A 26,718-nucleotide genomic window follows, 5' to 3' on the forward strand; every position below is an offset into this window, starting at 1 on the left:
CGACGACTGGCAGCGAATAGGCGCCAGCCTACACTCCGGTCAACAACCTTGCCTGGCGCTCAGCCTGCCAGGAGTGACGCCGCTATTTTTAATCGGTGACGATCCGCTATCCACAGAATAGCTGCGCCAGCACCGGGACGCATTAAAAAAAACTGCCCGCCCATAGGTTGGTAGTGAACGTCGCCATACTAGCGCGGATGAATATTCTTTGGACCATCGCGCCGGAACTGACGCTGTTGCCCGTCAGCGCTGACGATATGGCGAAACACCTGCCTATCTCCGCCTATCCGGTACTTATCACCGACAAGAGGCGGGAACAGTGAGGCTTGATTTTATCTTGTGCCCAACATTGGAGCTTTGCACTGCCAGCGCGGCCTTGCTGGCGGCGATATGGTGCCGCAAATGCTGCTGTAAACCTATTCCAATTGGCTGCTGGCGCTGTCTGCCTTGCGGCTGGCAATATCGATGGCACCGTCGTCAATGCAGCAATCCGGCTGATATCCAGCGCCGGAAATATCCTCGGCAGCCTTGTGACGTTTCCAGCGTTTGACAGCGTGGCCAGGCACTGCTGATGGTACAGGCGCTGCTGTAAATGGCACTGGTGATCTGCATTCTGTTAATAACGCTCTGTTCGGTGTTGGATGTGAAGGCGGTAATGACGCTGACGTTTATGCAGTTTGCACTGATCTTACTCACCTACTGATGGGAGCCGGCGCGGTGGCTTGATAGCTGGCCGCTGGGTGAGCCATATAATAGCGATACTCACAGTAGCTGAAATCTGGCTGTGCTCCAGAATAAGCGGGATGACGTCATAATTAATTTAGTAATAGTATCGATGTTTCTGGCACTGCCGACGTTCTGGCTGGGCGCGATAACGTGGGATAGAGTAAGGGCTTGGCGCGGCGGTAAATGGTGAACTAGCAGGTGGGGTTAAGGTGGAGCAAGATAGTGTGGATAAAGCTGGGGGGATGAATTGGAGGTGATTAACCAGATTTTCTTTAGTATTATCCACATAAAATGTAATGAAATATCGCTTCTATTGAGTAAACTACATTCCAAATTTTTTCAGGCTTGGCATCTTCCAAGCACGCGCGGCAAAAGATTTTTTAGTGTTTTTTTAGCATTATCCATATTGATTTTTGGTCGCTTTACAACCAATCCATTAATTAACTTTGTGATATGTATGGGTTAACAGCATTGAACATCGGTTGAGTGTTGTTCATAATCCCTTCAAAAGGTCTGGGGATGGCCATTGACCTCAGGGCGGTAGCGTGACCAAAGTTTATATCCATGCCAACCAATTTTATTTAAAATATCAACTTATCCGAGTTATTTTATTTAGTTCAAAGAAGGTATCAAATTGATAGTTATAGATTTTTTTTGTGGCTGTGGCGGAGCCAGTGAAGGGCTACGTCAGGCTGGCTTTGATATCGAGCTTGGATTAGACATTGACCCGCAAGCATCAGAAACGTTTAAAGCAAACTTTCCTGGTGCAAAATTCATTCAAGGTGATATTAGGAAAACCGAACCTGAAGATATTTCCGACATCATTGATATCCAAGCTAAACGTCCTTTGCTACTAAGTGCATGTGCGCCATGTCAGCCATTTTCGCAACAGAATAAAAATAAAAGCAGTGACGACTCAAGAATAAATCTATTAAATGAGACCCACCGTTTTATTAGAAAACTCCTTCCTGAATATATTATGCTTGAAAATGTGCCTGGAATGCAAAAAATTGATGAAGAAAAAGAAGGCCCATTTCATGAGTTTATTAAAGTACTTAAAGAGTTAGAGTATAATTATATATCTTTTATAGCTAATGCTGAGAATTATGGGATCCCCCAAAGAAGAAAAAGACTGGTCCTTTTAGCCAGTAGAGTAGGTAAAGTTACTCCACCAAATATAACTCATGGTAAAAATAAGATCCCATTCAAGACTGTGCGGGATTATATCCAAGATTTCAAAACGTTATGTTCAGGCGAAATCGATCCACAAGATCCTTTACATAGGGCAGGAACACTAACTCCTCTTAACTTAAAAAGAATTATGCACACTCCAGAGGGTGGTGATAGAAGAAATTGGCCAGTAGAATTAGTTAATAAATGCCATAAAAATTATGATGGCCATACCGATACTTACGGAAGAATGAGTTGGGATAAGCCCGCACCTACACTTACCACGAAATGTAATAGTTACTCTAATGGTCGTTTTGGACATCCAGATCCTACCCAACATAGAGCAATAAGTATAAGAGAAGCATCAAGATTACAAACATTTCCTCTAAGTTATGTATTTAAAGGTTCACTAAACTCAATGGCGAAGCAAATCGGCAATGCTGTACCTTGTGAACTAGCCAAAATATTTGGAAAACATCTTATAGAAAATTGCACTGATAAGGATTGATAGATATATGGCTAAAATAAGAACAAAAGCCCGAGCTTTGGATATGCTTGGCAGGCAACAAATTGCAGGTATACCTACTGCCTTAAGTGAGTTATTTAAAAATGCTCACGATGCTTATGCCGATAATGTTGAAGTTGATTTCTTCAGGAAAGAAAATCTTCTTATCTTGAGAGATGATGGTTTAGGCATGACTGCTGATGAATTTGAAGAAAGATGGTTGACTATTGGAACCTCCAGCAAATTAATTGACGAAGATGCAATTCATAAACCAGCAGTGGATAGTAGTAAAGCCTTCCGTCCTATCATGGGCGAGAAAGGGATAGGCCGTCTATCCATCGCAGCGATTGGACCACAAGTGCTGGTTCTTTCTAGGGCTAAAAGAGACAATGAACTTAAGCCTTTAGTTGCTGCATTTGTTAACTGGAGTTTATTTGCCATACCATCACTTGATCTTGAGGATATAGATATACCGATTAGAAGCATTAACAATGGCGATCTGCTTAGTAAAAAAAATCTTGATGAAATGCTTGAGCAAGCAAAGAATAACTTAGACTACTTATCACATAAAATATCAAAAACAAAAGTATCACAAATAAAAAAACAATTATCATCCTTTGAATTTGATCCTGTTTTATGGGAAAAAAAACTAGGCGGCCTAAAATTATCTGGGGATGGCCATGGAACTCACTTCATAATAACACCTACTGAAGAAATATTAATAGATGACATTTCATCGAGCGATAGTAATAAATCAACAGAGCAGTCTTCCCGCTTAGAAAAAGCTTTATTAGGTTTCACAAATACAATGTACAGCGATTCGAACCCTCCTATTATAGCTCGTTTTAGAGATTATTTGGAGGATGGCGAATGCATTGACAGAATTAGCGAATCAATTTTTTTCACACCGCAAGAATTCAATATTGCAGACCACCATATTGAAGGATGGTTCAATGAATTTGGCCAATTTAGTGGTACTGTTTCCGTTTATGGTGAAAAGCCAATTCACCATGTTGTGACTTGGAAAAACAATAATCAATTAACCCAATGCGGCCCCTTGAAAATAAAATTAGCATATATTCATGGCCGTCTCCGTGATTCACGGTTACCTATGGAGTTGTGGGCCCCTTTGAAGGAGAAAACTGATAGGTATGGTGGTTTATATATCTATCGAGATGGATTAAGAATTTTGCCTTATGGAGATTCAGATACAGATTTTCTGAAAATAGAAAAGCGAAGAACGTTATCTGCTTCTGAATATTTTTTCTCATATCGACGTCTGTTTGGAGCAATTGAATTAACAAAAGAAAACAATGCTTCGTTAGTCGAAAAAGCTGGCCGAGAAGGGTTCATTGAAAATAAGTCATATAAACAGTTTAAAGAAATGCTTGAAAATTTCTTTATAGAAATAGCAAGAGACTTTTTTAAAGATGATGGCGATATGTCTGAATTGTTTGTTGAGACAAGGCAACGTAGAAACGAAGAGCATGATCTGTTATCTAAAAGATCTAAACAAACTAAAGCTAAAAAAGACAAATTAAAAAAAGATTTGTATGATTTTTTTGATAAATTAGATAATGATTACTGGAATAATGAAATAAATAAGTTAATAAATAAAAACGAAGAATACTTTTCCAGCATCGAAATAACAGAAACCAATATCGATTATGTTTATAATAAAATTAAAGAAGAGAATGACGCTATTATAAAAATTTTACGTGATTCTGTAGACATTAGGAAACCCACTGGGGTTGGACTAACAAAAGAGTTATCTAACCTATGGGATAGATATCACATAGAAAGCAAAAAATATTATCATCATTAAATGAATTAAAAGATAACGTTGATAGAAAGCTTATAGAATTAGATAATAAAAATAATGATTTTCTCAACTTAAGGAAGAGACTTGAGGATTCATTGACTTTACAACAGAATTACTACGACAAAGAACTAACTAAACTATATAATGATGCAAAAAATGCTTTAAAAAATGTGCAATCTAAAGCAAATAAGCTAATTTATGATAATAAGAAAAAACATAAAAGTGAGCTAAAAAATATTTCTTATGAGTTCCAATCGACTAATCTCAATGGCAAAGACACTGCGTATATTTTAGATGTAAAGAAGAAATTAGAAAGTAAAATTGAGAATACTTCAAACGAAGTTATTAATGAAATAAAAAAACTAACTGACCAGATTGCTATAATTAGTGATAGCACTACTCCAGAAAATTTATCTTCAGCTCAAGTAACTGAAGCCATCGAAACGGAACTTGAACATTTACGTGACCAACAAGCAAATAACGCAGAGCTAATACTGCTTGGCATGGCTCTTTCGGTAGTACATCATGAATTTAATGGTAATATAAGGGCAATTAGAAGCGCGTTAAGGGAATTGAAAGCGTGGGCTGACAGAAACTCTAAACTTGATATTATATACCAGAAAATCAGAACTAGTTTTGATCATTTAGATGGTTATTTAAGAACCTTTACACCAATGACTAGACGTTTAAGTCGTTCTAAAATAAATATAACTGGAACTGCTATTTTAGAGTTTATCAGAGATGTATTCGATGATCGCCTTGAGAAAGAAGGGATTGAATTATTCACTACCTCAAAATTTGTTAGCCAAGAAGTTATAACTTACACATCAACTATTTACCCTGTCTTTATAAATCTAATTGATAATGCAATATACTGGCTCGGGAAAACAACTGGAGAAAAAAGACTTATACTTGATGCAACAGATACTGGGTTTGTTATTGGTGATACTGGACCCGGGGTTTCAACTAGAGATCGAGATATAATATTTGATATGGGTTTTACAAGAAAAGCAGGAGGTCGTGGAATGGGATTATTCATTTCGAAAGAATGTTTATCCCGAGATGGGTTTACTATAAGATTGGATGATTACACTCCTGATCAAGGTGCTTTCTTTATTATTGAACCATCAGAAGAAACAAGTGAATAATGGATATAAATTAATGACAAGCTCTACGGATTTCCATAAAATTTCAGAAGACTGCGTTCGCCGTTTTTTACATTCTGTAGTTGCTGTAGATGACAACATGTCTTTTGGAGCAGGTAGTGATACTTTCCCTACAGACGACGATATTGATGCTTTAGTTGATCCTGATGATGAACCTACAAAAATAATAACACCCTTAGCACACCGAGAGGTAGAATCTACTAAATCAAAATCAAAGATAAAAAACCATCCTTTTGATTACCAAGCTCTAGCAGAGGCTTTCGCCAAAGATGGTATTGCTTGTTGCGGATTATTAGCTAAAAGCTTTGATGTTGAAGAAAGAGACATCATTACAGCTTCGTCCCGTAAAGCGGATATAACAATACTTGACTGGGATATGCAAAGCGATAGTGGACAATTTGCTATTGAAATAATAAAGTCAATTATCACATCAGATGTAAATTCTGGAGGGCGTTTACGTCTTCTTTCTATCTATACCGGTGAAAATGTTGATGTTGTTATAACCAAGTTGAATAATGAACTAAAGAAAAAATACAATAGCATAATAAAAAATAATGATAGTATTTTTATTGAAGATAACCATGCACTAGAACAATGGTGTATAGTTGTTATTAGCAAAGACATCTATGAAAAAGATCTTCCAAATGTGCTAATAAAGAAATTCACGAGCCTTACAGCTGGATTGTTATCCAACGCCGCGCTTTCATGCATTTCTGAAATAAGAGAAAAGACCCACAGTATATTAACCCGATATAACAATAAATTAGATACAGCATATGTTTCACATATTTTAAATTTAATAACGTCCAGAGAATTAAGACCATACGCCTATGAAAATGCTCATGATTATGCAGTCGATTTAATTTCTGAAGAAATAAGATCAACACTGCAAATAAGTGAGAAGTTAAAAAAATCTTTAAGCAAAGAAACACTATCTCATTGGCCTGTTTTTCATTACAAAAGAAATAATTGCAAGGATTTTCTGTTAACTGGGAAAAAGCAAAAAGAATTATCAGTTGAAAATCTAAGTGCAATACTCTCTGCTGATTCTTTAGTAGAAACTCAAAGTGCTATCGAACGCGCATCTCTGGGAAAAAAAGAATACTTAAGCCAAGATGGTGAAGAAGATAAAAAACTAATGCAATTATGTTCTCTCGAAATCACTCGTAGAAATTTAAGATACCACTCTAATATAGATAACGTCTCTTTAAAACAGGGGACCTTACTTTTAGATAATGATAATATGGTATATCTATGTATTCAACCATTATGTGATAGCGTTCGATTGCACGAAAAAGCAAACTTTTTATTCATTAAAGGCACTATCGATGAAAATAACTATAATTTATTAATTGAGGATGCCGATAGCGGTTTCTTTAAGATAAAGATGCCAGCAAAAGCCTCTAATATAGTTTCATTTGCTTTTCTTGTTGAACCTGGAAAAGGTGTAGTAATCGGAAGGAAACATGATACCGAATACCTTAACCAAATATCATCTTCTCCACTATTTATCACAGATGCCCCCCCCTCTAAATTATTAAAATGGATTGGTGAAATAAAAACAAGCCATGCACAAAAAATAACAACGGATATCGTTGGAAATCTTTCAAGAATTGGCTTAGATCAACATGAATGGCTACGAGTAAAATCAAAAGATATATAAAATAAAGCCCACCGTTAATTTAGCTAAAATTTACGCCAGATTACTAATAGCTAAACAAATAACATGTAATCCAGTGCTTTTAATAATAAAATTAGTATTATAAGCACACCTTTATTAGCTGCAGAACTTTTTTAGGTTTCAAGTTTTCAACCATCAGCCGGTACTCTTCCGGTGTCAAGTTTTTTAGGGCTTAATGAGGTCGCTGGCTGTTATATTCCTTCAGCCAGCGTTCAACTACACCGCTATCTGTCTAAACTAGCTTATACATCTGCGTGTCAAAGATGTCGATCTAGTTTATGACACTCTGTTTATTCAGAGTGAAGGCAGCAAAAGCCATGATGAACTGTTGTTCTCATTGCCTCGCGGCTACGCCTTATCAGGAACATTTAATTGCCGAGGCTGAAACGCATGGCATGCGGGCAGGCGAGCAGTAGTTTAATATCAACCAATTCAGTCGGCGGACTCTACGGCAGGGCAAAGTAATGACGGAAAATCAGGTCAGTTATTTCTTTGCCAAACTCAGTGATGCCTACCACAGCCGCTTTTCTTCGCACCGCTATCGGCACACTGTCGGCACCGAACTGTTACAGAAACTAGAGCAAAATCTATACGACGCGCAGAAACTGCTCGGCCACAGCTATATTGAACACAATGTCGAGATGCTCAGAAGTTGCGTGGAGAGAGATTGACAAAACAGGGAGTGAGTGAAAAAATCCGGCCGGAGATGCGACCATTTTGTTGTTGCCGTCAACGTCCCGCTTCATTGTACAATGCACTGATTGTTGTAGTTTTTCCGATTACCGTCATCGTTTTTGGTGCCGAAGGCCGGACTCGAACCGGCACGTATTTCTACGGTTGATTTTGAATCAACTGCGTCTACCGATTTCGCCACTCCGGCACGGAAGGGTATGCGGAAAACGTCGATGATTATACCGGCACAGGCCGGAGGTGCAACAGGAATCACCCTTCCCTCACGCTAAGCGCTGAAAAAAGCACCATCGGCCAGAGCGATGCTCAAATGATTTCGGCCTCGTCTGCTCAAGGACGTTTAGGATCGTTCTTTTTAGAGCCTTTTCTAAAAGCAGAATGCGGACTCACAAGACGGGTCAAAGAGGTAATCGATAACCATCTCATGTTCAAAAAAAATCTGATGATATAGATTAAATTTTTACGTTAATAGATTAACGCTTAATAGAAAATCTTATTTCTTTTTATATCGACAAGCCTAATAAGACAGGACAAGTACTTCTTACTTTTATTTCAGGCCATTCCTTAAACCTTTTAATTATACAGCTATACCTATACCGGACCGCAAAAAAGATAACCCCCAATCAAATAATAACCAAAACTTCACAAAGCTTCTATTTTTACAACGATTTTATTTTTCGCTTATATTTAACTAAAAGAAATTTTGCGTAACCTTAATGTCAGACAGAAATCGCTCTCATACTCACCTGAAGCAACTGCACATTATTTAAGAGAACAAGTAATGTACCATAGTGAAGAAATAATCAAGCAACTACAGGATAACAACATCCTGGCGGCTAACGCATTAGACCAGGCTGTTGCTGGTGTACGCGATTCTGTAAGAGATCAGGTTGAGAAAATCGACGCGGGAAAAACGCGACTCATAAACTACGGTTCTTGCTTCACGACTGAATTTTACGAGAAATGCACAGAACAAAAATCCGAAGACCAACGATTTATTGCAGGTATCTATCACCTCCTTAAGAACAAAGCCATTTTTACAGAAATGCTTGAGGTATATTTTGAAGTTGTATTTAAAGGCAGAGATATTCGGCAATTGCAAAATATCAAGCGAATGCTGATGCAGTTAAATATTCACATCGCAGCGAGTACACTAACCAGCAGGACCTTCGCACTCGGCGTAGCAATGGCTGTATCTATGTCATTAAATGCCTGTCTTCCATTCAGCAGCTTAACTGGAACCACTATTGGGGCAGCTGCATCTATTTTAGGCGTTTACGGCATCGTTCAGCAAGCAGCGGACAGTGCAAATCACTTAAAAGTAATACATCCAGATTATTATCAGGCTCTCTATATCGTTGAATTGGAAATGATGTTTTTCCTGATTGAAGATAAGCTTTTAAGAGCCGGAGCCTTGCAAAATAGATGGTTAGCCGATGATCAAGTTGCAGATATTATCTATAAGCTAGTGAGGCTATCGTGATTACTTTTTTAAAACGAATGCTGAAACTTGAAGCGCAGCTTACATTCTGGACATGGTTTCCTAACATCACAACAATCATATTCTTTTTTATTGCGGCCCGCTTCTTTCCTGACTATATGATCTTGCTGACGTTGCTTTTTTGGATTGCCATGGTCTTTTTAGCTTACTTCCTGTGGCCACCCGAAAAGTGAGCCATTCATTCACCTATGGCTTCAAACTGTTTTATAAAAAATGATAAGTAGTGTTTCGAAAGAATTGCGCTACGAGTCGATCACCTGGAAATATACCGAAGGAAATATCATTTACCGTGACTCATGGAACAATATGGCCACCGCTTAGCCTCACTGGTTTAATAAACTTTATGGCATCATGAAGAACAATATTATGTTTAAGACTTTCCTGTCACTTATCTTCAACGAAGGGATTATTCTGGCCTGCCTTGTCGCTTTCGGTTTCTTTTACCTCGAATTCGTCCCGGATTACTGGTTAGTCTTAACAGTTGTGTCAATAATAGTAGTTTTTATTGTATTACCTAAAATCACAGGGAGATTTGATAAATACGATAAATGATTTTTTGAATAAGATTATATGACTAATCCAGCTTGTGTATGATTAACAGATGAAAGCGTTTTGCCCACTATTATTTATCACAAACCATGGAAAGCGATGGCCCTGGCTTCGCCTTACAGATTTTAAAACATTCCATTCACGCCTGAAAAGCCTCTGTGATAGCCCCGCCTATAGGATCTGCGGTAAACAGATATCCATCTTCGGGGCTGTATAACGCTCTAAGCACCATCGCTTACAGGCGTGCATCGAGCCTTTGCTGGCCCCAGGCGCCTTAATCCGTCTTACCTGCGCGCTCCCCTTCCCCCTACAGAATCCTCCTATTCCTCCCGACTCTCTTCCCTTCCCCGGAACTTTCCCACCTCAGATTCCTCTTAGCAAAACTGGCGCAGCAACGCATTGCGCGCAGGTCGAACATAAACGAGGTTGAGATGAATAAAGCCACACAACGCACTATTTTGGGGATGGGGTTCAGCGCGCTGCTGCTGGCAGGCAGCGCATCGGCGGCAAGCTGGCAGGATCAGCTGAGCAGCGCGGCGTCGCAGCTGAGCCAGCAGAACAACAGCAACAGCAGCGCGACCAACAGCACCGCGCAGAACGGCGGACTGTCGCTCGGCTCGCTGACGGGCCTGCTGAACGGCGGCGACAAGGCAGTCAGCGCCAACAGCATGACTAACGCCGCAGGCGTAATGCAGTACTGCGTGCAGCACAACGTCGTGGATAACAACGTGAAGTCGGTGAAAGAGCAGGTGGTGGACAAGCTCGGCCTGAGCAGCCAGACGGCGCAAACGCAAAACACGGACTACCAGCAGGGCATCGCCGGCCTGCTCAATACTGGCAACGGCCAGCAGCTCAACCTGCAAAGCCTGAGCAACTCGCCGATGGGCGAGAAGCTGAAAACCAAAGCCTGCGACGTCGTGCTGAAGCAGGGTAAAAAATACATCGGCATGTAATCCGCCGCTGTTAAGGCGCGAGCTGTCCCTCGCGCCTCTCTTCACCGCCTCAACGGCCTTCTAAGCCCCAGGTCGCGCCCAAAGCGCCCTCGTCTCCTCTTCCACCCTTTGCAGCAGCGCCATCGCCTGCTCATACGACTGAATATTGGTGTAGCCAATCACCAGGCCGTAGCGCTTCTGCGTCTGCATATACCAGCCGGAGAGCGGCAGCACGCGCAGCTGATGTTGCTGCCACACCTCCGCCAGCGCCGTATCCTGGGTGCCGCGCCGCAGAAAGGCGACGATATGCATGCCGCCGTCGGTCAGCTCATACTCAAACAGATCCGGAAAGCAGGCCTGCAATGCGTCGAGCATCATGCGTCGCCGCTGCTGGTAGAGAATGCGCATCTTTTTAATATGGCGATAAAAGTGCCCTTCGCTGAGAAACTGCGCGAGGATTTTCTGCGGCAGCAGCGGCAGCCCGTTCTCCAGAATCTCGCCCAGCTCGCGAAAACGTGCAAGCGTCGCCTGCGGCATCACCAGATAACCGATGCGCATCGCAGGCATAATGGTTTTACTGAAGGTGCCGGTATAGATCACCCGATCGTGCGTATCGAGGCTTTTTAACGCCGGGATCACCTTGCGCGTGTAGTGAAACTCCCCGTCATAGTCATCCTCAATGATCCAGCTGTTGTTCTCCTGCGCCCACGCCAGCAGCTGATGCTTGCGCGGCAGCGACAGCGTGACCGCCAGCGGGCTCTGATGGGTCGGCGTCACCACCGCAAAGCGCGCATCGGCGTGATAGCGCAGCAGATGATCGACGTTGATCCCGTCGCGATCGACCGGCACGTAGTGAAGGTTCGGCGCGATCCGCTTCAGCAGCTTCTGCCCGAAGAAGTAGCCGGGATCTTCAAACAGCACCTTGTCGCCCGCCTGCGCCAGCACCGCCAGGATCAGCCGCAGGTTGGCGCGATAGCCGCTGGTAATAAAAATCTGCTCCGGCTGGCAGTCGAGCCCGCGTGAGATGTTGAGATAGCTGGCAATGGCCTCGCGCAGTGGCAGATAGCCCATCACCGGCGGGATTAGCATCTCGTCCGGGCGCAGGCTGCGCGCCGCTTTACCGGCTATCAGCAGCCACTTCTTCAGCGGGAAGGCGTCCAGCGACGGAATGCCGAGCCGCATCTCCCCTTTGCTCTCCCGCTGGGCGATGCGCTGCGGCAAATCGCTCTCCTCAGGCTGCCATAATGGCTCTTGCTTAACGATCGCGGCAGGCGTAAGCGCAGGATTAACGCGCGTGCCCTTCGCGCCCTGGCTGACGAAGTAGCCTTCGCCAGTCAGGATCTCGTAAGCGGCCTCGACCGTTTTGCGGGCGACGCGCAGCTCGCTGGCAAGTACGCGGATCGCCGGAACGCGATCGCCTGGCTTCAGCACGCCAGCCAGGATCTGCTGACGATAGCGCGCGTAAATCTCTCTGTATCCCACCGCTATGTCCTACCTTTTTTCACGTTTTATGACCCTTTTTACTCTGACATAGCACTCTATGATGACTTCATCGACCCGGCAACCGTGAACACGCCATGAAGATTGAACACTACACCTCGCCTGAAGAGCTGCTGCGCTGCTTTCCGCTGATGCGCGAACTGCGCCACAGGCTTGAAGATGAAGCGCAGTTTATTGCGCAGGCAGAGCGCCAGCAGGCGCAAGGGTACCGTCTGGCGGGCCTGGCCCGCGAAGGCAGGCCGCTGGCGCTGGCGGGCTACCGCCTGCAGGAGAACTTTATCCACGGCCGTTTTTGCTACGTGGATGACCTGGTCACCGCCGAAGCGCTGCGCAGTCAGGGACTGGGCGAACGCCTGCTGAACGAGCTGGCGACGCTGGCGCGCGAACAGGGCTGCGTGCGGATGGTGCTGGATACCGCCGTCAGCAACCGCCAGGCGCAAAAGTTCTACAGCCGCGTCGGCTATCTCGCTCTGGGCCTGCACTACTACCGCCAGCTTGTCTGAAGGAGCTATCAATGAAGCTATTGCATATAAAAGTCAGCCCCGATATCAGCGGCTCCGCCTCGCGCGCTGCCTCTGCACATCTGGTAGCGCGGCTGCGCGACCACCATCCGCAGCTGGAGGAGAGCGTACTGGATCTGGCGCAACATCCGCTGCCGCATCTGGACGCTTTTACCATCAACGCCTTTTTTACACCGCCGGAAGCGCGTACCAGCGCCCAGCGCAGCGCCATCGTAACCTCAGAAGAGCTGGTCGATCAGCTGTTCGCCTGCGACACGCTGGTTATCTCATCACCCATGTGGAACCTCGGCCTGCCTTCGGTGCTGAAAGCCTGGTTCGATCATATTACCCGCGCTGGCCGCACCTTCGCCTTTACCGCCGACGGCAGCAAAGTCGGGCTGGTGCAGGGCAAGAAGGTCTACAGCGTGGTCGCCAGCGGCAGCCGCTTCGCCCAGGGCCCCTTTATGCAGGATGACCAGTTCACGCCCTATGTGCGCGTCGCGCTCGCCTACATCGGCATTGAGGATGTGGAATTTATCCGCGTTGACGGCACGCACGACCCCGTCAGCCGCGCAACCGCTCTGCCCAATGCGTTAAACACCATCAACCATTTATTGTGAATAAGGAAAAGATCATGACGTCACGCGTTAATCATTTTAAAACCGTCCCGACGCTGGCCAAAAGCCTGAGCGATATCTCAATGGCGTTACGCAAAACGTCGCTGGATACCACGCTGAAGCATCTGATGGATATCCGCGCCTCACAGCTCAACCACTGCGCCTTCTGTCTGGATATGCACGTGAAGGAGGCGAAGCTGCACGGCGAGCGCGAACTGCGTCTCTATCATGTCGCTATCTGGCGCGAGTCACCGCTGTTTACCGCCCGTGAAAAAGCCGCGCTGGCGCTGACCGAGGCGCTGACGCGTATCGACGAGCACGGCATAAGCGAGGCGCTGTACGGCGAGCTGCGTGAGCACTTCTCAGAGGTTGAGATCAGCGAGCTGACCTTCGCCATCGCGGTCATCAACAGCTGGAACCGCGTGCAGATCCTGTCGCAGATGGCGCCCGGCGCGCTCGACAGCGCGTACGGGCTGGATCGCGCTGAATTGCATTAATTTTTATCGCCAGCAGCACAGGCTGCTGGCCTCCCCATGTTTTTCTGCGCGCCCTGAGGCTATAGTGAGATTTTGCACTACAAAGGACAGCACGCATGAAAGGCATCAACATTGCGATTTACTTCGATCCCGATCTCATTTTCGCCACCGTGCATCAGCCGGACGGCAGTTATCTGAGCAAAAATTTTCAGTACGACGATGCGGTGATTGAAGAGATCTATCAGTGGCTGGAACAGTTCACGCCGAATCGCACCCATATCTGCCTGCTTGAGCATGACACCGCCGATATCCTTGCCGACGAACTGGTGGATAACGGCTATCACGTCCATCGCGTCAGCACTCATCTGCTGCTGGAGTGGTTCACCTCTTCGCCCCCCGCCACGCCGGATGGTACGCCGGTGCGCGCGCTGCTGCGCTATCTGGAGGAAGAGAAGCCAGACGAGTATGTGTCGCGCACGCCGCAGATCGAGGCGCTGCTCGATATGTTCGACGACCTGGATGCGCTGGAAGAGGTGGAAGAAGAGGATGACGAGGACAGCCTGCCAGATGACGTGCTGCGCCTGGTGAAGAAGAAAAAGATCACCGCTCTCGCCGCCGCGCAAAGCCTGATCCCGGAGCTGAACGAACGCATCCGCGAACATCTGATGCGCTATCCTGAGCTGATGACGCCAGAGCTGCTGGAAGATTTTTTCCCGGAGCTGCTGGAAGCGATGGAGCGCCAGAAACATTAACCCTTCCCGACCGCGCCACCCAAGAGGACGCATATGCAGGCGTTATTAGAAGCTGTGGGATTAGGGCTGATCGTGCTGCTGCCGCTCGCCAACCCGCTTACTACCGTCGCGCTGTTCCTCGGGCTGGCGGGCGAGATGAACTTCAGCGAGCGCAACCGTCAGGCGTTGCAGGCTTCCATCTATGTTTTCGCCATTATGATGGTCGCCTGGTACGCGGGCAACGCAGTGCTCAATACCTTCGGCATCTCCATTCCCGGCCTGCGTATTGCGGGCGGCCTGATTGTCGCCTTTATCGGCTTTCGCATGCTGTTTCCGGCGCAGCCGGTTGGCCACTCGGTCGAGGCGCAGCACAAGCAGGATGAGCTGGAGAAAAGCGACGCGCATCAGGAGCCGGTCAATATCGCCTTTGTGCCGCTCGCGATGCCGAGCACCGCCGGTCCCGGCACTATCGCGATGATCATCAGCTCCGCCTCGACGGTGAAAAGCGGCGTCAATTTTCCCGCGTGGGTGATCGCCACCGCGCCGCCGATCACCTTTCTGCTGGTCGGCCTGATCCTGTGGATCGCGCTGCGCAGTTCGGGAAGCATTATGAAGCTGGTGGGGAAAGGCGGGATCGAGGCGATCTCGCGCCTGATGGGCTTTTTACTGGTCTGTATGGGCGTGCAGTTCGTGATTAACGGCGTGCTGGAAGTGGTGCATAACTTTCATTAAAAAAGGGCGCCGAGGCGCCCTTAAAATGGCAGGTAAGGTGCTAACGCGGGCGAGAAGGCCCGCTTGCAGACTATTCAGCCGTCTGAAAGAAGACGCAGTGCCCTTTAGTCGTGCTTCAGCGACTTCCGCACGTCCGCAACCTGATCCTTGCTCACCGCTGGCGCGTTGTTGCTCCAGCCCTGACGGATAAAGGTCGCGAGCTGCGCTACTTCGTCGTCGCTCAGGCGTTTGCCGAAGCCCGGCATCGCCAGCGTTGACGGCGCTTTCTCCGTCGACGGCTGCTGCGCGCCTTCCAGGATGGTATGGATCAGCCCGGTCGGATCTTTGGCATTAACAATCGTCGCCTGATCCAGCTCCGGGAAGACGCCTGGTGCGCCCTTGCCGGTCACAAAGTGGCAGGCACCGCAGTTGTCGATATAAAGACGCTCGCCCTCGGTCAGGTTCTTCGCCGCCGTCAGCTTCGCTTCAGTCTTCTGCTGCGCCTGGACGTTGTAAGCCTGCAGCGGCGGGTTACCGCCGAGGAACTTCAGGTACGCCGCGACCGCCTTGAGATCGGCGTCGGTCATGTGCGAGCTGCTGTGCTCGATCACCGACTTCATCTCGCCGCCTACCGCCGCTTTATCGTTGCGGCCAGTCTGCAGGTAATCGACGATCTCTTGCTCGCTCCAGCGCGGCAGACCGCGCAGCGACGGCACGTCCCAGTCGTTCAGGCTACCGCCCGCGAGGAACTTCGCATCGCCGCTGTCCAGCGCCTTCTCGTTCATGCCGATACCGCGCGGCGTGTGGCAACTGCCACAGTGGCCCAGGCTCTCGACGATATAGGCGCCGCGGTTGATCTCTTCAGAGGCGCCGCCGATCGGCTGGAACGGCTTGTCGCTGGTAAAGGCCCAGTTCCAGAAGCGCATGCCCCAGCGCTGGCTGAACGGGAAGCTGAGGCGGGTTTCCGGCGGCTGCTCGGCGCTCGGCTTCACGCCCTTCATAAAGTAGACATACAGCGCGTGCATATCTTCGTCGCTGATTTTGGCGTAGTCCGGGTAAGGCATCGCCGGATAGAGGCGCGAGCCGTCCGGCAGCACCCCTTTGCGCACCGCGTCAGAGAACTGCTGTTCGCTGTAGTTGCCGATGCCGTGCGCTTTGTCCGGCGTAATATTGGTCGAATAGATGGTGCCGAGGTTCGAATCAATCGCCAGGCCGCCGGAATAGTCCGGCTTGCCCGCGAGCGAGTGACAGGCCATACAGTCGCCGAGGCGCGACAGGTATTCGCCTTTCTTAATCAGCTGGGCCTCATCTTCCGCGTGCGCAGGAGCAGCCATGCATCCCAGCAGCACGGCGTTGGCGAGTAACAATGATTTCAGTTTCATATGCTTATGCCTGTACCAGTGGACCGGGGTTTTTCAGATACTGTTCCTTGATCGCCTGCGCCGCCATCAGGGTAATCGCGCCGATGGTATCGGTCGGGTTTGCCTGGAAGTTCTGCGGGAAAGCGTTGCCGCCCGGTACAAACACGTTATGCACGTCCCAGCTCTGCAGATACTTGTTCAGCGCAGAGGTTTTCGGGTTGTCGCCCATTACCGCGCCGCCCACGTTGTGGGTAGAGACGTACTTGGTCAGGTCGAAGTTGGCGTCCATCGGCAGGAAGCTCATGCTCATGCTGTCCGGGTTCAGCTCTTTGCCGATATTGCCGACGATGCCTTTCAGGTACTGCTGCAGCTTGAGCTCGTTCTGTTTCCAGTTAAAGGTCATGCGCAGCAGCGGCTGGCCGCGGTGGTCGGTGTAGTTCGGATCGAGATCCAGATAAACATCGCGGTACGACTGGCAGGTCGTGGTGATGCTGATCTTCATGGAGTGGCCATACCACTCTTCCAGCCCCTCTTTGTAGCCCATGCCCCAGCTCGGCGTGCCTTTTGGCAGCGAGGTGGCGATTGGCGTACCGGTGGCCTGCGAGCTGTGGATCTTCGCACCGCCAAGGAAGCCGAGTCCCGGACCGTCGAAGTTGCCCGGAGAGATGTCGTTGAACATCTGGCCGGTGGCGCCTGCGGTGGCGTACGGGTTGAAGTTTTTGTCTTTGAAGAACAGGGTCGCGCCGCCGTTCGACAGGAAGGCGTAGTTACGCCCTACCACACCCTCTTCGGTAATCGGGTTATAAGGCTTGCCGATGCCGGAGAGCAGCATCAGGCGCACGTTATAGAGCTGGAAGCTGGAGAGCACGACGATCTTCGCCGGCTGGAACACTTCGTTGCCGTCCACGTCGTAGTAGATCACGCCTTTGGCGGTCTTCTTGTCGTCGTGCAGCACCACTTTCACCACTTCCGCGTGCACTTCGTAGGAGAAGTTCGGCATGCGCTTCAGCGCATCCATCACCGCAGTCTGCGGCGACGCTTTGGAGTAGTTCAGGCACGGATATTTGGAGCAATAGCCGCAGTAGTTGCAGGGCGCAATCTGGTTGCCGTACGGGTTTTTCCACGCGCGGGAGACGCACGCCGACGGGTTCGGGAACGGATGGTAGCCCAGCTTCGTCGCCGCTTCTTTAAACATCACGTTGTTCAGCGTGTCTTCCAGCGCCGGCAGCGGATAAGGCTCGGAGCGTGGGCCTTCGAACGGGTCGCCGCCTTCCAGAATCTGACCGCGCAGGTTGCCGGTGTTGCCCGACTGGCCGCAGATCAGCTCGAACTTGTAGTAATAGGGTTCGATCTCATCCCAGGTGAACGGGAAGTCCATCACGCGCATATCTTCCTGCAGGATGCCCGGCTTGTAGGCCTCGTCCACGTAGGTTTTCAGCTTGATGTCGGTCGGCGTCGGACGGATCAGTACCGCCGTCCAGTGCATGCCTGCGCCGCCCACGCCGGTGCCCGGCGCGAACGCGCCCCATTTACGGGTCGGCAATGCGGTCTGGGTGGTGTCGTAACGTACGGTGACCGCCACTTCTTTCGGCGTGGCGAACACTTTGTTGCGTACGTTATAGGCGTATTCGTCAGCCGGTTTCGGGTAGGCGAAATCGGGGTAGTCGCGCTCGCCGCCGCGCTCTAAGGCGCGCACTTCGAGGCCCGCCAGCGCCAGTTCGATACTCATCAGCGAGCCGGCCCAGCCGAGGCCGCAAACAACGACGTCGACTTCTTTTTTAGTAATCTGTGCCATGATAATCCTGTCTCAAATACCTGATTCAACGCCGTTAAGCGCGTTCACCCAAAAGGCTGACCGGTCCCAGCGGATAAGGCACGTTGTGCTGCTTCACCCATTCGGTAAAGCTGGCGCGCGCGCCGGGGAAGCCGATGGCGATCCAGGCTTTCATGCCTTTGTTGCCGCCGTACATCGGATCCGCGAGATAGCCATGTTTGGTATCAGAGAGCAGCTGGCTGAAGAACTGCGACGCTTTCATATTGGGTTCGCCCAGCGCGGCGAAGTCGATGCCGTTCTTGTTGAGTTTGGTCAACACGTCATCTTTCTCTTCCAGCGTGAGCTGCTGGAACGGCTTGTTGTAGGTGGTCTGCACCCACTGCGTCACCAGCTTGATAGCGGTGTGGTACATCTGCTGCGGGGTAAACGGGATCTGGTAGCCGAAGGTTGGGTCGGCATGGACGTTGAACGGGCCCTGCAGATAGATCTCGTCGCCGAACTCGCTGGTTTGCAGCTGCTGGTCGATAAAGATCGGCACGTTGGTTTCCAGCGCGCCTGGCGCTTTGCCTTTGCCGCCTGCCGGGATCAGGCGATCGGTCGCCGCCAGAATAAACTGCCATTCGTCCGCGCTAAAAAAGCCCGGTTTATAATCAGCCAGCTCCGGCGCGGCCATTTCTGCAGCCTGCGCCGCAGTCAGTCCTTTTAATACCAGGTCACTTAGCGGCAACGCCAGTAAAGACCCGAGCAAAAACTTTCGTCTGGTGGTGGGTTTTTCAAGAAGCATAGCGGCACGACTCTCACTTGCTGTAAAAGTAATATATTTGTTAAACACAAATCTTATCGGTTAATTACGCGGCAATATTAGGGATATAGATATTTCTAAATGTAAAAATGCAATTTGAAATGTTTTTTAGTGAAAAATTATCATTGTGTTACTGGAGGGTTACGGGCGGGTAACAGGCTTTACAGGCGGAAATTTTGTTTAAAACCGCACAATCGTTGGTTATTTAGCCAGATATTTTGTGCGCAGCACCAGTTTTATTTACGGTAAGTGACAGTTGCCGAAAATAATCAATCAAAAAAAATCATACTTCCATACAAGAGAGTCATTCTTATTAGCAACAATATATTCACCTGTTTACAGCAGCAATGAAATATAGCTGAAAATGTGATCGCTATTGAATCTCATCCCTGTTTCACACCCGCACACTATTTCTCCGATTTATTTCGAAAACAGCAGCAGGCCGTTGGCGAATAATGCGGCAACCGCAGACGATTTTTTTCTGCAAAGCTCATAACAAAGCGGCATTTTGACTCTGCCCTGCGACGGATAAAGTAGGTTTATCAACCACTCAGGATAGACCTCTATGCGACGCATATTGCTTTTAATCTCAGGCGCGCTGTTGCTGGCGCTTCAGGTACAGGCCAGCACGCCGAAAGATACGCTGATTATCGCCGTGCCGCTCGACGGCATTATCAGTTTCGATCCGGCAGAGAGCTTTGAAACGGTCAGCAACAGCAGCCTGCGTAATGTTTACCAGACGCTGGCGGAGCCGGATCAGGATGACCCGCAGAAGCTCTCGCCGCTGCTGGCGCGCAGCTGGCAACAGGGCGCGACGCCGCACAGCCTGGTCTTCAACCTTAATCCCGACGCCCGCTTTGTCAGCGGTAATCCGGTGACCGCGCAGGATGTGGTCTTCTCCCTGACGCGCGCGGTAAAGCTGAACAAAGCGCCCTCGTTTATTCTCGGCGAGTTCGGCTGGACGCCTGACAATATCGACAGCCAGTTTACGGTAGCCAACGACCACCAGCTGACAATCCGCTGGCCCGCGCAGATCGGCCAGGATCTGGCGCTGCGCCTGCTGACCGCGCCGGTCAGTTCGGTGGTCGACAGCAAAACCGCGCTGCAGCACGCCAGCAATAACGACACCGGCAACGGCTGGCTGAAAACCCACTCGGCGGGCAGCGGCGCCTTTTCCATTAAGCAGTTTGTCCCTTTGCAGGCGCTGGTGCTGGAGGCCAGCCCCTACGCCGCACCGCAGCCGCACCTGAAGCGCGTGCTGCTGAAGGGCGTCGCTGATGCCAGTACGCGTCGCCTGCTGGTGCAGCAGGGCGATGCGGATGTCGCCTACCAGCTCGGCCCCGACCAGATTGCGGCGCTGAAGAGCGACGCGAATGTGCGTATCGACGCCTTCCCGTCGGGCCTGATTTACTATCTCGGCTTTAATACTAAAAACGCGAAGCAGCCTGCACTCGGCAATCCGGCATTGTGGCAGGCGGCGCGCTGGCTGGTGGACTACGACAGCATCGCCAGCCAGCTGCTGAAAGGTCAGTACCGCATCCACCAGAGCTTTCTGCCGGACGGCTTTGACGGCGCGCTGAACAGCACGCCCTTCCACTACGACGTCGACAAAGCCAAAGAGATTTTAACGCGCGGCGGCATCGCGCCAGGCGCGCATATCGCCCTGACGGTGGTTAATCAGCCGCCCTATATCGACGTGGCGCAGGCCCTGCAGGCGAGCTTCGCGAAGGCGGACGTCAACCTGGATATTCAGCCGGTGGCGGAGTCGGAGCTGTGGAGCAAGATGCGCGCGCGCGATTTCCAGTCAATCTTTATCTACTGGGGCGCGGACTATATCGATCCGAACACCAACGCCAGCACCTTCGCTTATAACGTGCCGGGCGGTGCTAAAACGCTGGCCTGGCGCGTAGGCTGGGAGATCCCTGAACTGAGCGCCGAGACGCGTAAGGCGGCGGGCGAAAGCGATGCGAAGCAGCGGCGCGCGCTCTACACCCATTTGCAGACCGAGGTGCAGCAGAACTCGCCGTTCGTCACTATTCTGCAGGGCGCGCAGCAGGTGGCGGTGCGGAAGAACCTCAGCAACGTCAAACAGGGCATCGGCGTCAGCATGCTGCGGATGGATGCGGTGCGGAAATAATCAACGCCGCGCGCGGCCAGCCTGCCGCGCGCGCTTTAAGCGGCATGCAGAGCGTCCAGCCGTTTCAGTGCAATCTTCTCTCTTTCCCCCGCCCCGCTTGCTATCCTTCAGACACTGTCCCTTGCAAGAGAATAAAACTATGGCTGCCCCGCTGCTTATTGCCCAGACGCCCGATGTGAAACTGCATCTTCTGCCCGCCATGGCCAATCGCCACGGTTTGATCACCGGCGCGACCGGCACCGGCAAAACCGTCACGCTGCAGAAGCTGGCTGAATCCTTCTCCGCTATCGGTGTGCCGGTTTTTATGGCGGACGTGAAAGGCGATCTGACCGGCATCGCAGCGGAAGGCGCAGCGAGCGAGAAACTGCTGGCGCGGCTGGCGGCAATCGGCGTCACCGACTGGCAGCCGCAGCGCAATCCAGTGATGCTGTGGGATATCTTCGGCGAACAGGGCCATCCGGTGCGCGCTACCGTTTCCGACCTCGGTCCGCTGCTGCTGGCGCGCCTGCTTAACCTCAACGAGGTCCAGAGCGGCGTGCTGCAGATTATCTTCCGCGTCGCCGACGATCAGGGATTGTTGCTGCTCGACTTTAAAGATCTGCGCGCCATGACGCAGTATATCGGCGACAACGCCAAAAGCTTCCAGACGCAGTACGGCAATATCAACAGCGCATCAGTGGGCGCCATTCAGCGCGGGCTGCTGGCGCTGGAGCAGCAAGGCGCGGAGCACTTCTTTGGTGAGCCGATGCTCGATATCCGCGACTGGATGCGCGTCGACGCCGACGGCAAAGGCTTTATCAATATTCTGGCGGCGGACAAGCTCTGTCAGCAGCCGAAGCTCTATGCCACCAGCCTGCTGTGGCTGCTGTCGGAGCTTTATGAGAATCTGCCGGAAGCGGGCGACCAGGAAAAGCCGAAGATGGTCTTCTTCTTTGACGAGGCGCATCTGCTGTTCAACGATGCGCCGCCGGTATTGCTGGAGAAAGTGGAACAGGTCATGCGCCTGATCCGCTCGAAAGGGGTCGGCGTCTGGTTCGTCACCCAGAATCCCGCCGATGTGCCCGACAGCGTGCTCGGCCAGCTCGGCAACCGCGTACAGCACGCGCTGCGCGCCTTCACGCCGAAGGATCAGAAGGCGGTGAAGAGCGCCGCCGATACCCTGCGCGCCAACCCTGCGATAAATACCGTCGAGGCGATTCAGTCGCTGGGCACCGGCGAAGCGCTGATCTCTTTTCTGGATGAAAAAGGCAGCCCGTCGGTCGTCGAGCGCGCCATGGTGATTGCGCCCGGTTCGCGCATGGGTCCGGTCAGCCTCGACGAGCGCAACGGCCTGATTAACCACTCGCCGCTGGCGGGCAAATATGATGAGGCTGTCGACCGCGAGTCCGCGTTTGAGAAGCTGCATCAGGACGTTGCAAGCGCCAGCGAGCGGGCCAGTGCGCCGCAGGCGAAGGGCAATAAGGTCGCGGTTGATGAAGGTGTTCTGGGCGGGCTAAAAGAGGTGCTGTTCGGTTCGACCGGCCCGCGCGGCGGCAAGCGGGACGGCATCGTGCAGAGCGTGGCGAAGAGTGCTACGCGGCAGATCGCCAACCAGATTATTCGCGGCGTGCTCGGCAACCTGCTGGGTGGTCGTCGCCGCTGAGACGGTTTCCGCAGCGGTTTGGCCTCTGCTAAGCTGTGAGCATGGATAAATTACGCGAACTCAAACGGACAAAACGTCTGGCGCTCGGTCTGCTGCTACTGGCCGCCGCCATCTTTATCACCACGCTTTTTCTGCCGCCCAACTTCTGGGTGAGCGGCATCAAGGCGATCGCTGAAGCGGCGATGGTCGGCGCGCTGGCGGACTGGTTCGCCGTAGTGGCGCTGTTTCGCCGCGTGCCGGTGCCTTTTATTTCGCGCCATACGGCGATTATTCCCCGTAATAAAGAGCGTATCGGCGACAATCTTGGCCGCTTCGTGCAGGAGAAGTTTCTCGATACCGACTCGCTGCTGGCGCTGATCCGCCGTCACGATCCGGCGCAGATGCTGGCGCAGTGGCTCAACGCGCCGGGCAATGCCGATCGCATCGGCCGTCATCTGCTGCAGGTGATGCGCGGCTTCCTCGATCTTACCGACGACGCGCGCATCCAGGCCTTTATGCGCCGCGCGGTGCATCGCGCCATCGACAAGGTGGACCTGTCGCAGACCAGCGCGGTGCTGCTGGAGAGCCTTACCAAAAACAACCGTCATCAGGAGCTGCTCGACGCGGCGATAGAGCAGCTGCTGCGTCTGCTGCATAAGCCCGCCACGCGCGATTTTATCGCTATGCAGATCGTTCGCTGGCTGAAGCGCGAACATCCCATTAAGGCCAAAATGTTGCCGACCGAGTGGCTGGGTGAGCACAGCGCGGAGCTGGTCGCCAACGCGGTGGATTCCGTGCTCGATGACGTAGCGGCCGATCAGGGACACGAGCTGCGCCTCGGCTTTAACCGCGCGGTGGATCGGCTGATTGAGAAGCTGAAGCACGACCCGGAGATGGCGGCGCGCGCTGAAGAGATTAAACACTGGATAAAAGAGGACGCCTCGCTGAACCGCTATATCGGCGAGCTGTGGAATGACCTGCGTACCTGGCTGAAGAGCGATCTCAACAGCGACGACTCACGCGTGCAGGAGAAGGTGCGTCAGGCGGCGCTGTGGCTGGGCGAGAACCTGGCGCGCGACGACGCGCTGCGCGCCTCGATGAACCGTCACCTGGAGGACGCCGCGCGCAGCGTTGCGCCGGAGTTCGCCGCTTTTCTGACGCGTCATATCAGCGATACGGTGAAGAGCTGGGACGCGCACGAGATGTCGCAGCAGATTGAGCTGAATATCGGCAGGGATCTGCAGTTTATCCGCATCAACGGCACGCTGGTGGGCGGCACCATCGGGCTGATTCTTTATCTGCTGTCGCAACTTCCGGCGCTCTGGCCGCTGGTGATGCGCTAAGGCGCAAGGTAAAGAGGAGCAAGGCAGAATCGGTGGGCGCGTCTCAGCAGCTTATATGCTGCCGGTTTCAACGGGTACGACACCACCAATAAAAAAGGCCGCTTATGCGGCCTTTTTATGCTGAGACGGTTAACGTCGCTTAATCAGCAAGAACAGACTAATCGCGAAGAACGCGGCGCTGGGAAGAATAGCGCCCAGCACCGGCGGCAGGCCGTAAACCAGGCTCAGCGGACCAAAAATCTGATCCAGCACGTAGAACAGGAAGCCGAAGCTAATGCCGGTCACCACGCGCACCCCCATCGACACGCTGCGTAGCGGGCCAAAGATAAACGACAGCGCCATCAGCATCATCACCGCCACCGACAGCGGCTGGAAGATTTTGCTCCACATATTGAGCCGGTAACGACCCGACTCCTGGCCACTCTGCTTCAGGTATTTGCTGTAGTTATAGAGCCCGCGAATCGACAGCGCGTCGGGATCGAGCGCCACCACGCCGAGCTTGTCCGGCGTCAGGTTGGTTTTCCATTCGCCGCTCAGGCTCTGCGAGCCGCTAATCTGCTTCGGATCGTTCAGGTCCGACTCATCCACCTGCGCCAGATTCCAGCGCTTGTTGTTCTGATCCCAGGTCGCGCTGGCGGCGTAGCGCACGCTCTTCAAACGGCGGTCGTCGCTAAAGCTGTAGATGCTGACGCCATCGAGCTGGTTATCGCCGCGCACCCGTTCGATATAGATAAAGTTATTGCCGTCTTTCGCCCACAGGCCGTTCTGCGTCGACACCAGCGCGCCGCCGTAGAGCTGCGTCGCACGATAGTTACGCGCCATCTGCTCGCCCGCTGGTGCAAGAAACTCGCCGATCGCCATGGTGAGCAGCACCAGCGGAATAGCGGTTTTCATCACCGACAGCGCGACCTGCATGCGGGTAAAGCCCGCCGCCTGCATAACGACCAGCTCGCTGCGCTGCGCCAGCGTGCCCAGGCCGAGCAGCGCGCCGAGCAGCGCCGCCATCGGGAAGAAGATCTCAACATCCTTCGGCACGCTGAGCAGCGTGTAGTAACCGGCGGCGAGCGCGGTATAAGCACCCTGGCCGGTCTTACGCAGCTGATCGACGAACTTGATGATGCCGGAGAGCGACACCAGCATGAACAGCGTCAGCATGATGGTATTGAAAATGGTTTTACCGATATAACGGTCGAGAACGCGAAACATCAGACGGAACCTCCGCGGCTGAAGCGGGCGCGCACGCGACGCATCGGCACCGTATCCCACAGGTTAAGCACTACCGCCAGCAGCAGATAGCCGACATTCACTGTCCACATCCAGATAGCGGGATCGAGCCGCCCTTTCGCCGCATTCGACCTCAGCGAACTCTGCAGCAGGAAGAAGATCAGATAGAGCAGCATCGCGGGCAGCATCGACAGCACGCGACCCTGGCGCGGGTTGACCACGCTAAGCGGCACCACCATCAGCGCCATCACCAGCACGGCGAAGATCAGCGTAAAGCGCCAGTGCAGCTCCGAACGGAACGCTGGCGTATCATTGCTTAACAGCGTGGTGAGATCGGACTGTTCGGCGTCGTTCGGATCGAGCGTCGCCTCTTTGTAGCCGACTCGTGCCTGGTAATTAGTGAAGTCAGTAATACGGAAGTCGCGCAGCATCGCCGTGCCTTCGAAACGCGTGCCTTTATCCAGCGTCACGACCTGCGAGCCATCTTTATGCTGCTCCATATGGCCGCTGTCTGCCAGCACCACGGAGGGACGCGCGTTGCCTTTGGCGCGCAGCTGCGCCAGGAAGACGTTGCCGAACTGGTTGCCCTTTACGTTTTCGATAAAGAGTACCGAATTGCCGTCGCTGGAGCTCTGGAACTGCCCGGCCGCCAGCGCCGCCGCGCCAGGGTTGGCTTTGGCGTTTTGTGTCACCTCATCCTGATAGCGCGAGGACCAGGGGCCGAGCCAGATAACATTGACCGCCGCCACGGCAGAGGTGAGCAGCATCAGCACCATCGCCGCCTTCACCAGCACGCTTTTGCCTAACCCGCAGGCGTGCATCACGGTGATTTCGCTGTCGGTATAGAGCTTGCCCAGCGTCATAAGGATCGCCAGAAACAGGCTTAACGGCAGAATAAGTTGTGCCATTTCAGGCACGCCAAGCCCTAACAGAGTCAGAACGAGATTTGTTGGGATTTCGCCGTCCACCGCAGCCCCTAAAATCCGCACTAACTTCTGACAAAAGAAGATAAGCAGCAGGATGAAAAGGATAGCCAGCTGGCTTTTGAGCGTTTCCCGAACCAGATATCTAATGATGATCACGCTTAGTACGCCTGTGATAACTTGTCTTTTTGCAGGAAAATCGCTAGTTTCAACGCTTATCAGCCATTTTTCTTCATCAATGGCCCACGTCGCAGCT

The 26,718-nt window shown here is 51.3% G+C and carries 21 protein-coding genes, 1 tRNA gene and 3 pseudogenes; 18 read left to right on the forward strand and 7 right to left on the reverse strand.

The window, feature by feature from the left end; genetic code table 11:
* The first annotated feature begins 197 nt into the window (after positions 1-197).
* The 7 genes and pseudogenes from EKL29_RS23205 to EKL29_RS23545 form a co-directional block, all read left to right on the forward strand.
* Positions 198-323 (forward strand): DUF2859 domain-containing protein, encoded by a 126-nt coding sequence (locus tag EKL29_RS23205; RefSeq protein WP_311778972.1) that lies wholly within the window; start codon positions 198-200, stop codon positions 321-323.
* Positions 324-455: 132 nt separating this feature from the next.
* Positions 456-983 (forward strand): annotated as a pseudogene (locus EKL29_RS05480) (conjugal transfer protein TraG N-terminal domain-containing protein); the annotation flags it as partial.
* A 377-nt stretch (positions 984-1,360) separates the two neighbouring features.
* Complete coding sequence (locus tag EKL29_RS05490; RefSeq protein WP_126689072.1) at positions 1,361-2,404, forward strand: DNA cytosine methyltransferase; 1,044 nt, start codon at positions 1,361-1,363, stop codon at positions 2,402-2,404.
* 7 nt (positions 2,405-2,411) lie between these two features.
* Positions 2,412-4,226 (forward strand): ATP-binding protein, encoded by a 1,815-nt coding sequence (locus tag EKL29_RS23210; RefSeq protein WP_311778973.1) that lies wholly within the window; start codon positions 2,412-2,414, stop codon positions 4,224-4,226.
* Positions 4,227-4,318: 92 nt separating this feature from the next.
* Positions 4,319-5,371, forward strand: coding sequence for an ATP-binding protein (locus EKL29_RS23215; protein ID WP_311778974.1), 1,053 nt, complete (start codon positions 4,319-4,321; stop codon positions 5,369-5,371).
* A 13-nt stretch (positions 5,372-5,384) separates the two neighbouring features.
* Complete coding sequence (locus tag EKL29_RS05500; protein WP_376749705.1) at positions 5,385-7,052, forward strand: response regulator receiver domain; 1,668 nt, start codon at positions 5,385-5,387, stop codon at positions 7,050-7,052.
* Positions 7,053-7,281: 229 nt separating this feature from the next.
* Positions 7,282-7,741, forward strand: a pseudogene (locus EKL29_RS23545) (site-specific integrase); the annotation flags it as partial.
* 124 nt (positions 7,742-7,865) lie between these two features.
* Here the strand turns inward: EKL29_RS23545 and EKL29_RS05510 are convergent.
* Positions 7,866-7,950, reverse strand: a tRNA-Leu gene (locus EKL29_RS05510).
* Positions 7,951-8,541: 591 nt separating this feature from the next.
* Between EKL29_RS05510 and EKL29_RS05515 the strand changes: the two genes are divergently transcribed.
* The 3 genes and pseudogenes from EKL29_RS05515 to EKL29_RS05525 all read left to right on the forward strand — a co-directional run bounded on the left by EKL29_RS05515 (position 8,542) and on the right by EKL29_RS05525 (position 10,763).
* The gene (locus tag EKL29_RS05515; protein ID WP_126689073.1) at positions 8,542-9,243 is read left to right on the forward strand and encodes a hypothetical protein; all 702 of its coding nucleotides are present in this window, start codon (positions 8,542-8,544) and stop codon (positions 9,241-9,243) included.
* Positions 9,244-9,495: 252 nt separating this feature from the next.
* Positions 9,496-9,582 (forward strand): annotated as a pseudogene (locus EKL29_RS23220) (type VI secretion system tube protein Hcp); the annotation flags it as partial.
* Between the two features lie 659 nt (positions 9,583-10,241).
* Positions 10,242-10,763 carry a DUF2501 domain-containing protein gene (locus EKL29_RS05525; RefSeq protein ID WP_126689074.1) on the forward strand — a complete coding sequence of 174 codons (522 nt, stop codon included), beginning with the start codon at positions 10,242-10,244 and terminating at the stop codon, positions 10,761-10,763.
* A gap of 60 nt (positions 10,764-10,823) precedes the next feature.
* On the opposite strand, the gene EKL29_RS05530 is transcribed toward EKL29_RS05525, so the two are convergent.
* A complete protein-coding gene (locus EKL29_RS05530) occupies positions 10,824-12,224 on the reverse strand; it encodes a PLP-dependent aminotransferase family protein (RefSeq protein WP_311778977.1) in 1,401 nt (466 codons plus the stop codon).
* Between the two features lie 95 nt (positions 12,225-12,319).
* On the opposite strand from EKL29_RS05530, the gene EKL29_RS05535 reads away from it, so the two are divergent.
* The 5 genes from EKL29_RS05535 to EKL29_RS05555 all read left to right on the forward strand — a co-directional run bounded on the left by EKL29_RS05535 (position 12,320) and on the right by EKL29_RS05555 (position 15,298).
* Complete coding sequence (locus EKL29_RS05535) at positions 12,320-12,745, forward strand: GNAT family N-acetyltransferase (protein WP_120455489.1); 426 nt, start codon at positions 12,320-12,322, stop codon at positions 12,743-12,745.
* A gap of 11 nt (positions 12,746-12,756) precedes the next feature.
* The gene (locus EKL29_RS05540; protein WP_126689076.1) at positions 12,757-13,362 is read left to right on the forward strand and encodes an FMN-dependent NADH-azoreductase; all 606 of its coding nucleotides are present in this window, start codon (positions 12,757-12,759) and stop codon (positions 13,360-13,362) included.
* A 14-nt stretch (positions 13,363-13,376) separates the two neighbouring features.
* Complete coding sequence (locus EKL29_RS05545; protein ID WP_126689077.1) at positions 13,377-13,856, forward strand: carboxymuconolactone decarboxylase family protein; 480 nt, start codon at positions 13,377-13,379, stop codon at positions 13,854-13,856.
* A 95-nt stretch (positions 13,857-13,951) separates the two neighbouring features.
* Complete coding sequence (locus EKL29_RS05550; RefSeq protein WP_120455483.1) at positions 13,952-14,587, forward strand: hypothetical protein; 636 nt, start codon at positions 13,952-13,954, stop codon at positions 14,585-14,587.
* A 33-nt stretch (positions 14,588-14,620) separates the two neighbouring features.
* Positions 14,621-15,298, forward strand: a complete 678-nt coding sequence (locus tag EKL29_RS05555; protein WP_120455481.1) for a MarC family NAAT transporter — start codon at positions 14,621-14,623, stop codon at positions 15,296-15,298.
* Positions 15,299-15,402: 104 nt separating this feature from the next.
* On the opposite strand, the gene EKL29_RS05560 is transcribed toward EKL29_RS05555, so the two are convergent.
* From EKL29_RS05560 to EKL29_RS05570, 3 genes are read right to left on the reverse strand one after another with little or no spacing between them, the layout of a single operon-like run.
* Positions 15,403-16,659 (reverse strand): cytochrome c, encoded by a 1,257-nt coding sequence (locus tag EKL29_RS05560; RefSeq protein WP_120455479.1) that lies wholly within the window; start codon positions 16,657-16,659, stop codon positions 15,403-15,405.
* 4 nt (positions 16,660-16,663) lie between these two features.
* Positions 16,664-18,433 carry a GMC family oxidoreductase gene (locus EKL29_RS05565; RefSeq protein ID WP_120455477.1) on the reverse strand — a complete coding sequence of 590 codons (1,770 nt, stop codon included), beginning with the start codon at positions 18,431-18,433 and terminating at the stop codon, positions 16,664-16,666.
* Positions 18,434-18,467: 34 nt separating this feature from the next.
* On the reverse strand, positions 18,468-19,196 hold the full coding sequence (locus EKL29_RS05570; protein WP_120455475.1) for a gluconate 2-dehydrogenase subunit 3 family protein: 729 nt from the start codon (positions 19,194-19,196) through the stop codon (positions 18,468-18,470).
* A 583-nt stretch (positions 19,197-19,779) separates the two neighbouring features.
* Here EKL29_RS05570 and EKL29_RS05575 point away from each other — a divergent pair.
* The 3 genes from EKL29_RS05575 (at position 19,780) to EKL29_RS05585 (ending at position 24,315) form a co-directional block, all read left to right on the forward strand.
* Positions 19,780-21,351 (forward strand): ABC transporter substrate-binding protein, encoded by a 1,572-nt coding sequence (locus tag EKL29_RS05575; protein WP_126689078.1) that lies wholly within the window; start codon positions 19,780-19,782, stop codon positions 21,349-21,351.
* A gap of 139 nt (positions 21,352-21,490) precedes the next feature.
* Complete coding sequence (locus tag EKL29_RS05580; RefSeq protein WP_120455471.1) at positions 21,491-22,993, forward strand: helicase HerA-like C-terminal domain-containing protein; 1,503 nt, start codon at positions 21,491-21,493, stop codon at positions 22,991-22,993.
* 41 nt (positions 22,994-23,034) lie between these two features.
* Positions 23,035-24,315 (forward strand): DUF445 domain-containing protein, encoded by a 1,281-nt coding sequence (locus EKL29_RS05585; RefSeq protein ID WP_126689079.1) that lies wholly within the window; start codon positions 23,035-23,037, stop codon positions 24,313-24,315.
* A 129-nt stretch (positions 24,316-24,444) separates the two neighbouring features.
* On the opposite strand, the gene lptG is transcribed toward EKL29_RS05585, so the two are convergent.
* Both lptG and lptF read right to left on the reverse strand, forming a co-directional pair.
* The gene (lptG, locus tag EKL29_RS05590) at positions 24,445-25,521 is read right to left on the reverse strand and encodes an LPS export ABC transporter permease LptG (protein WP_120455467.1); all 1,077 of its coding nucleotides are present in this window, start codon (positions 25,519-25,521) and stop codon (positions 24,445-24,447) included.
* The gene (lptF, locus tag EKL29_RS05595) at positions 25,521-26,621 is read right to left on the reverse strand and encodes an LPS export ABC transporter permease LptF (protein ID WP_120455465.1); all 1,101 of its coding nucleotides are present in this window, start codon (positions 26,619-26,621) and stop codon (positions 25,521-25,523) included. Before lptF ends, lptG begins: the two co-directional genes overlap by 1 nt.
* Positions 26,622-26,718 lie beyond the last annotated feature (97 nt).

The sequence above is a fragment of the Pantoea sp. YU22 genome, from assembly GCF_003970755.1.
GTDB classification, from domain to species: Bacteria; Pseudomonadota; Gammaproteobacteria; order Enterobacterales; family Enterobacteriaceae; genus Pantoea; species Pantoea piersonii.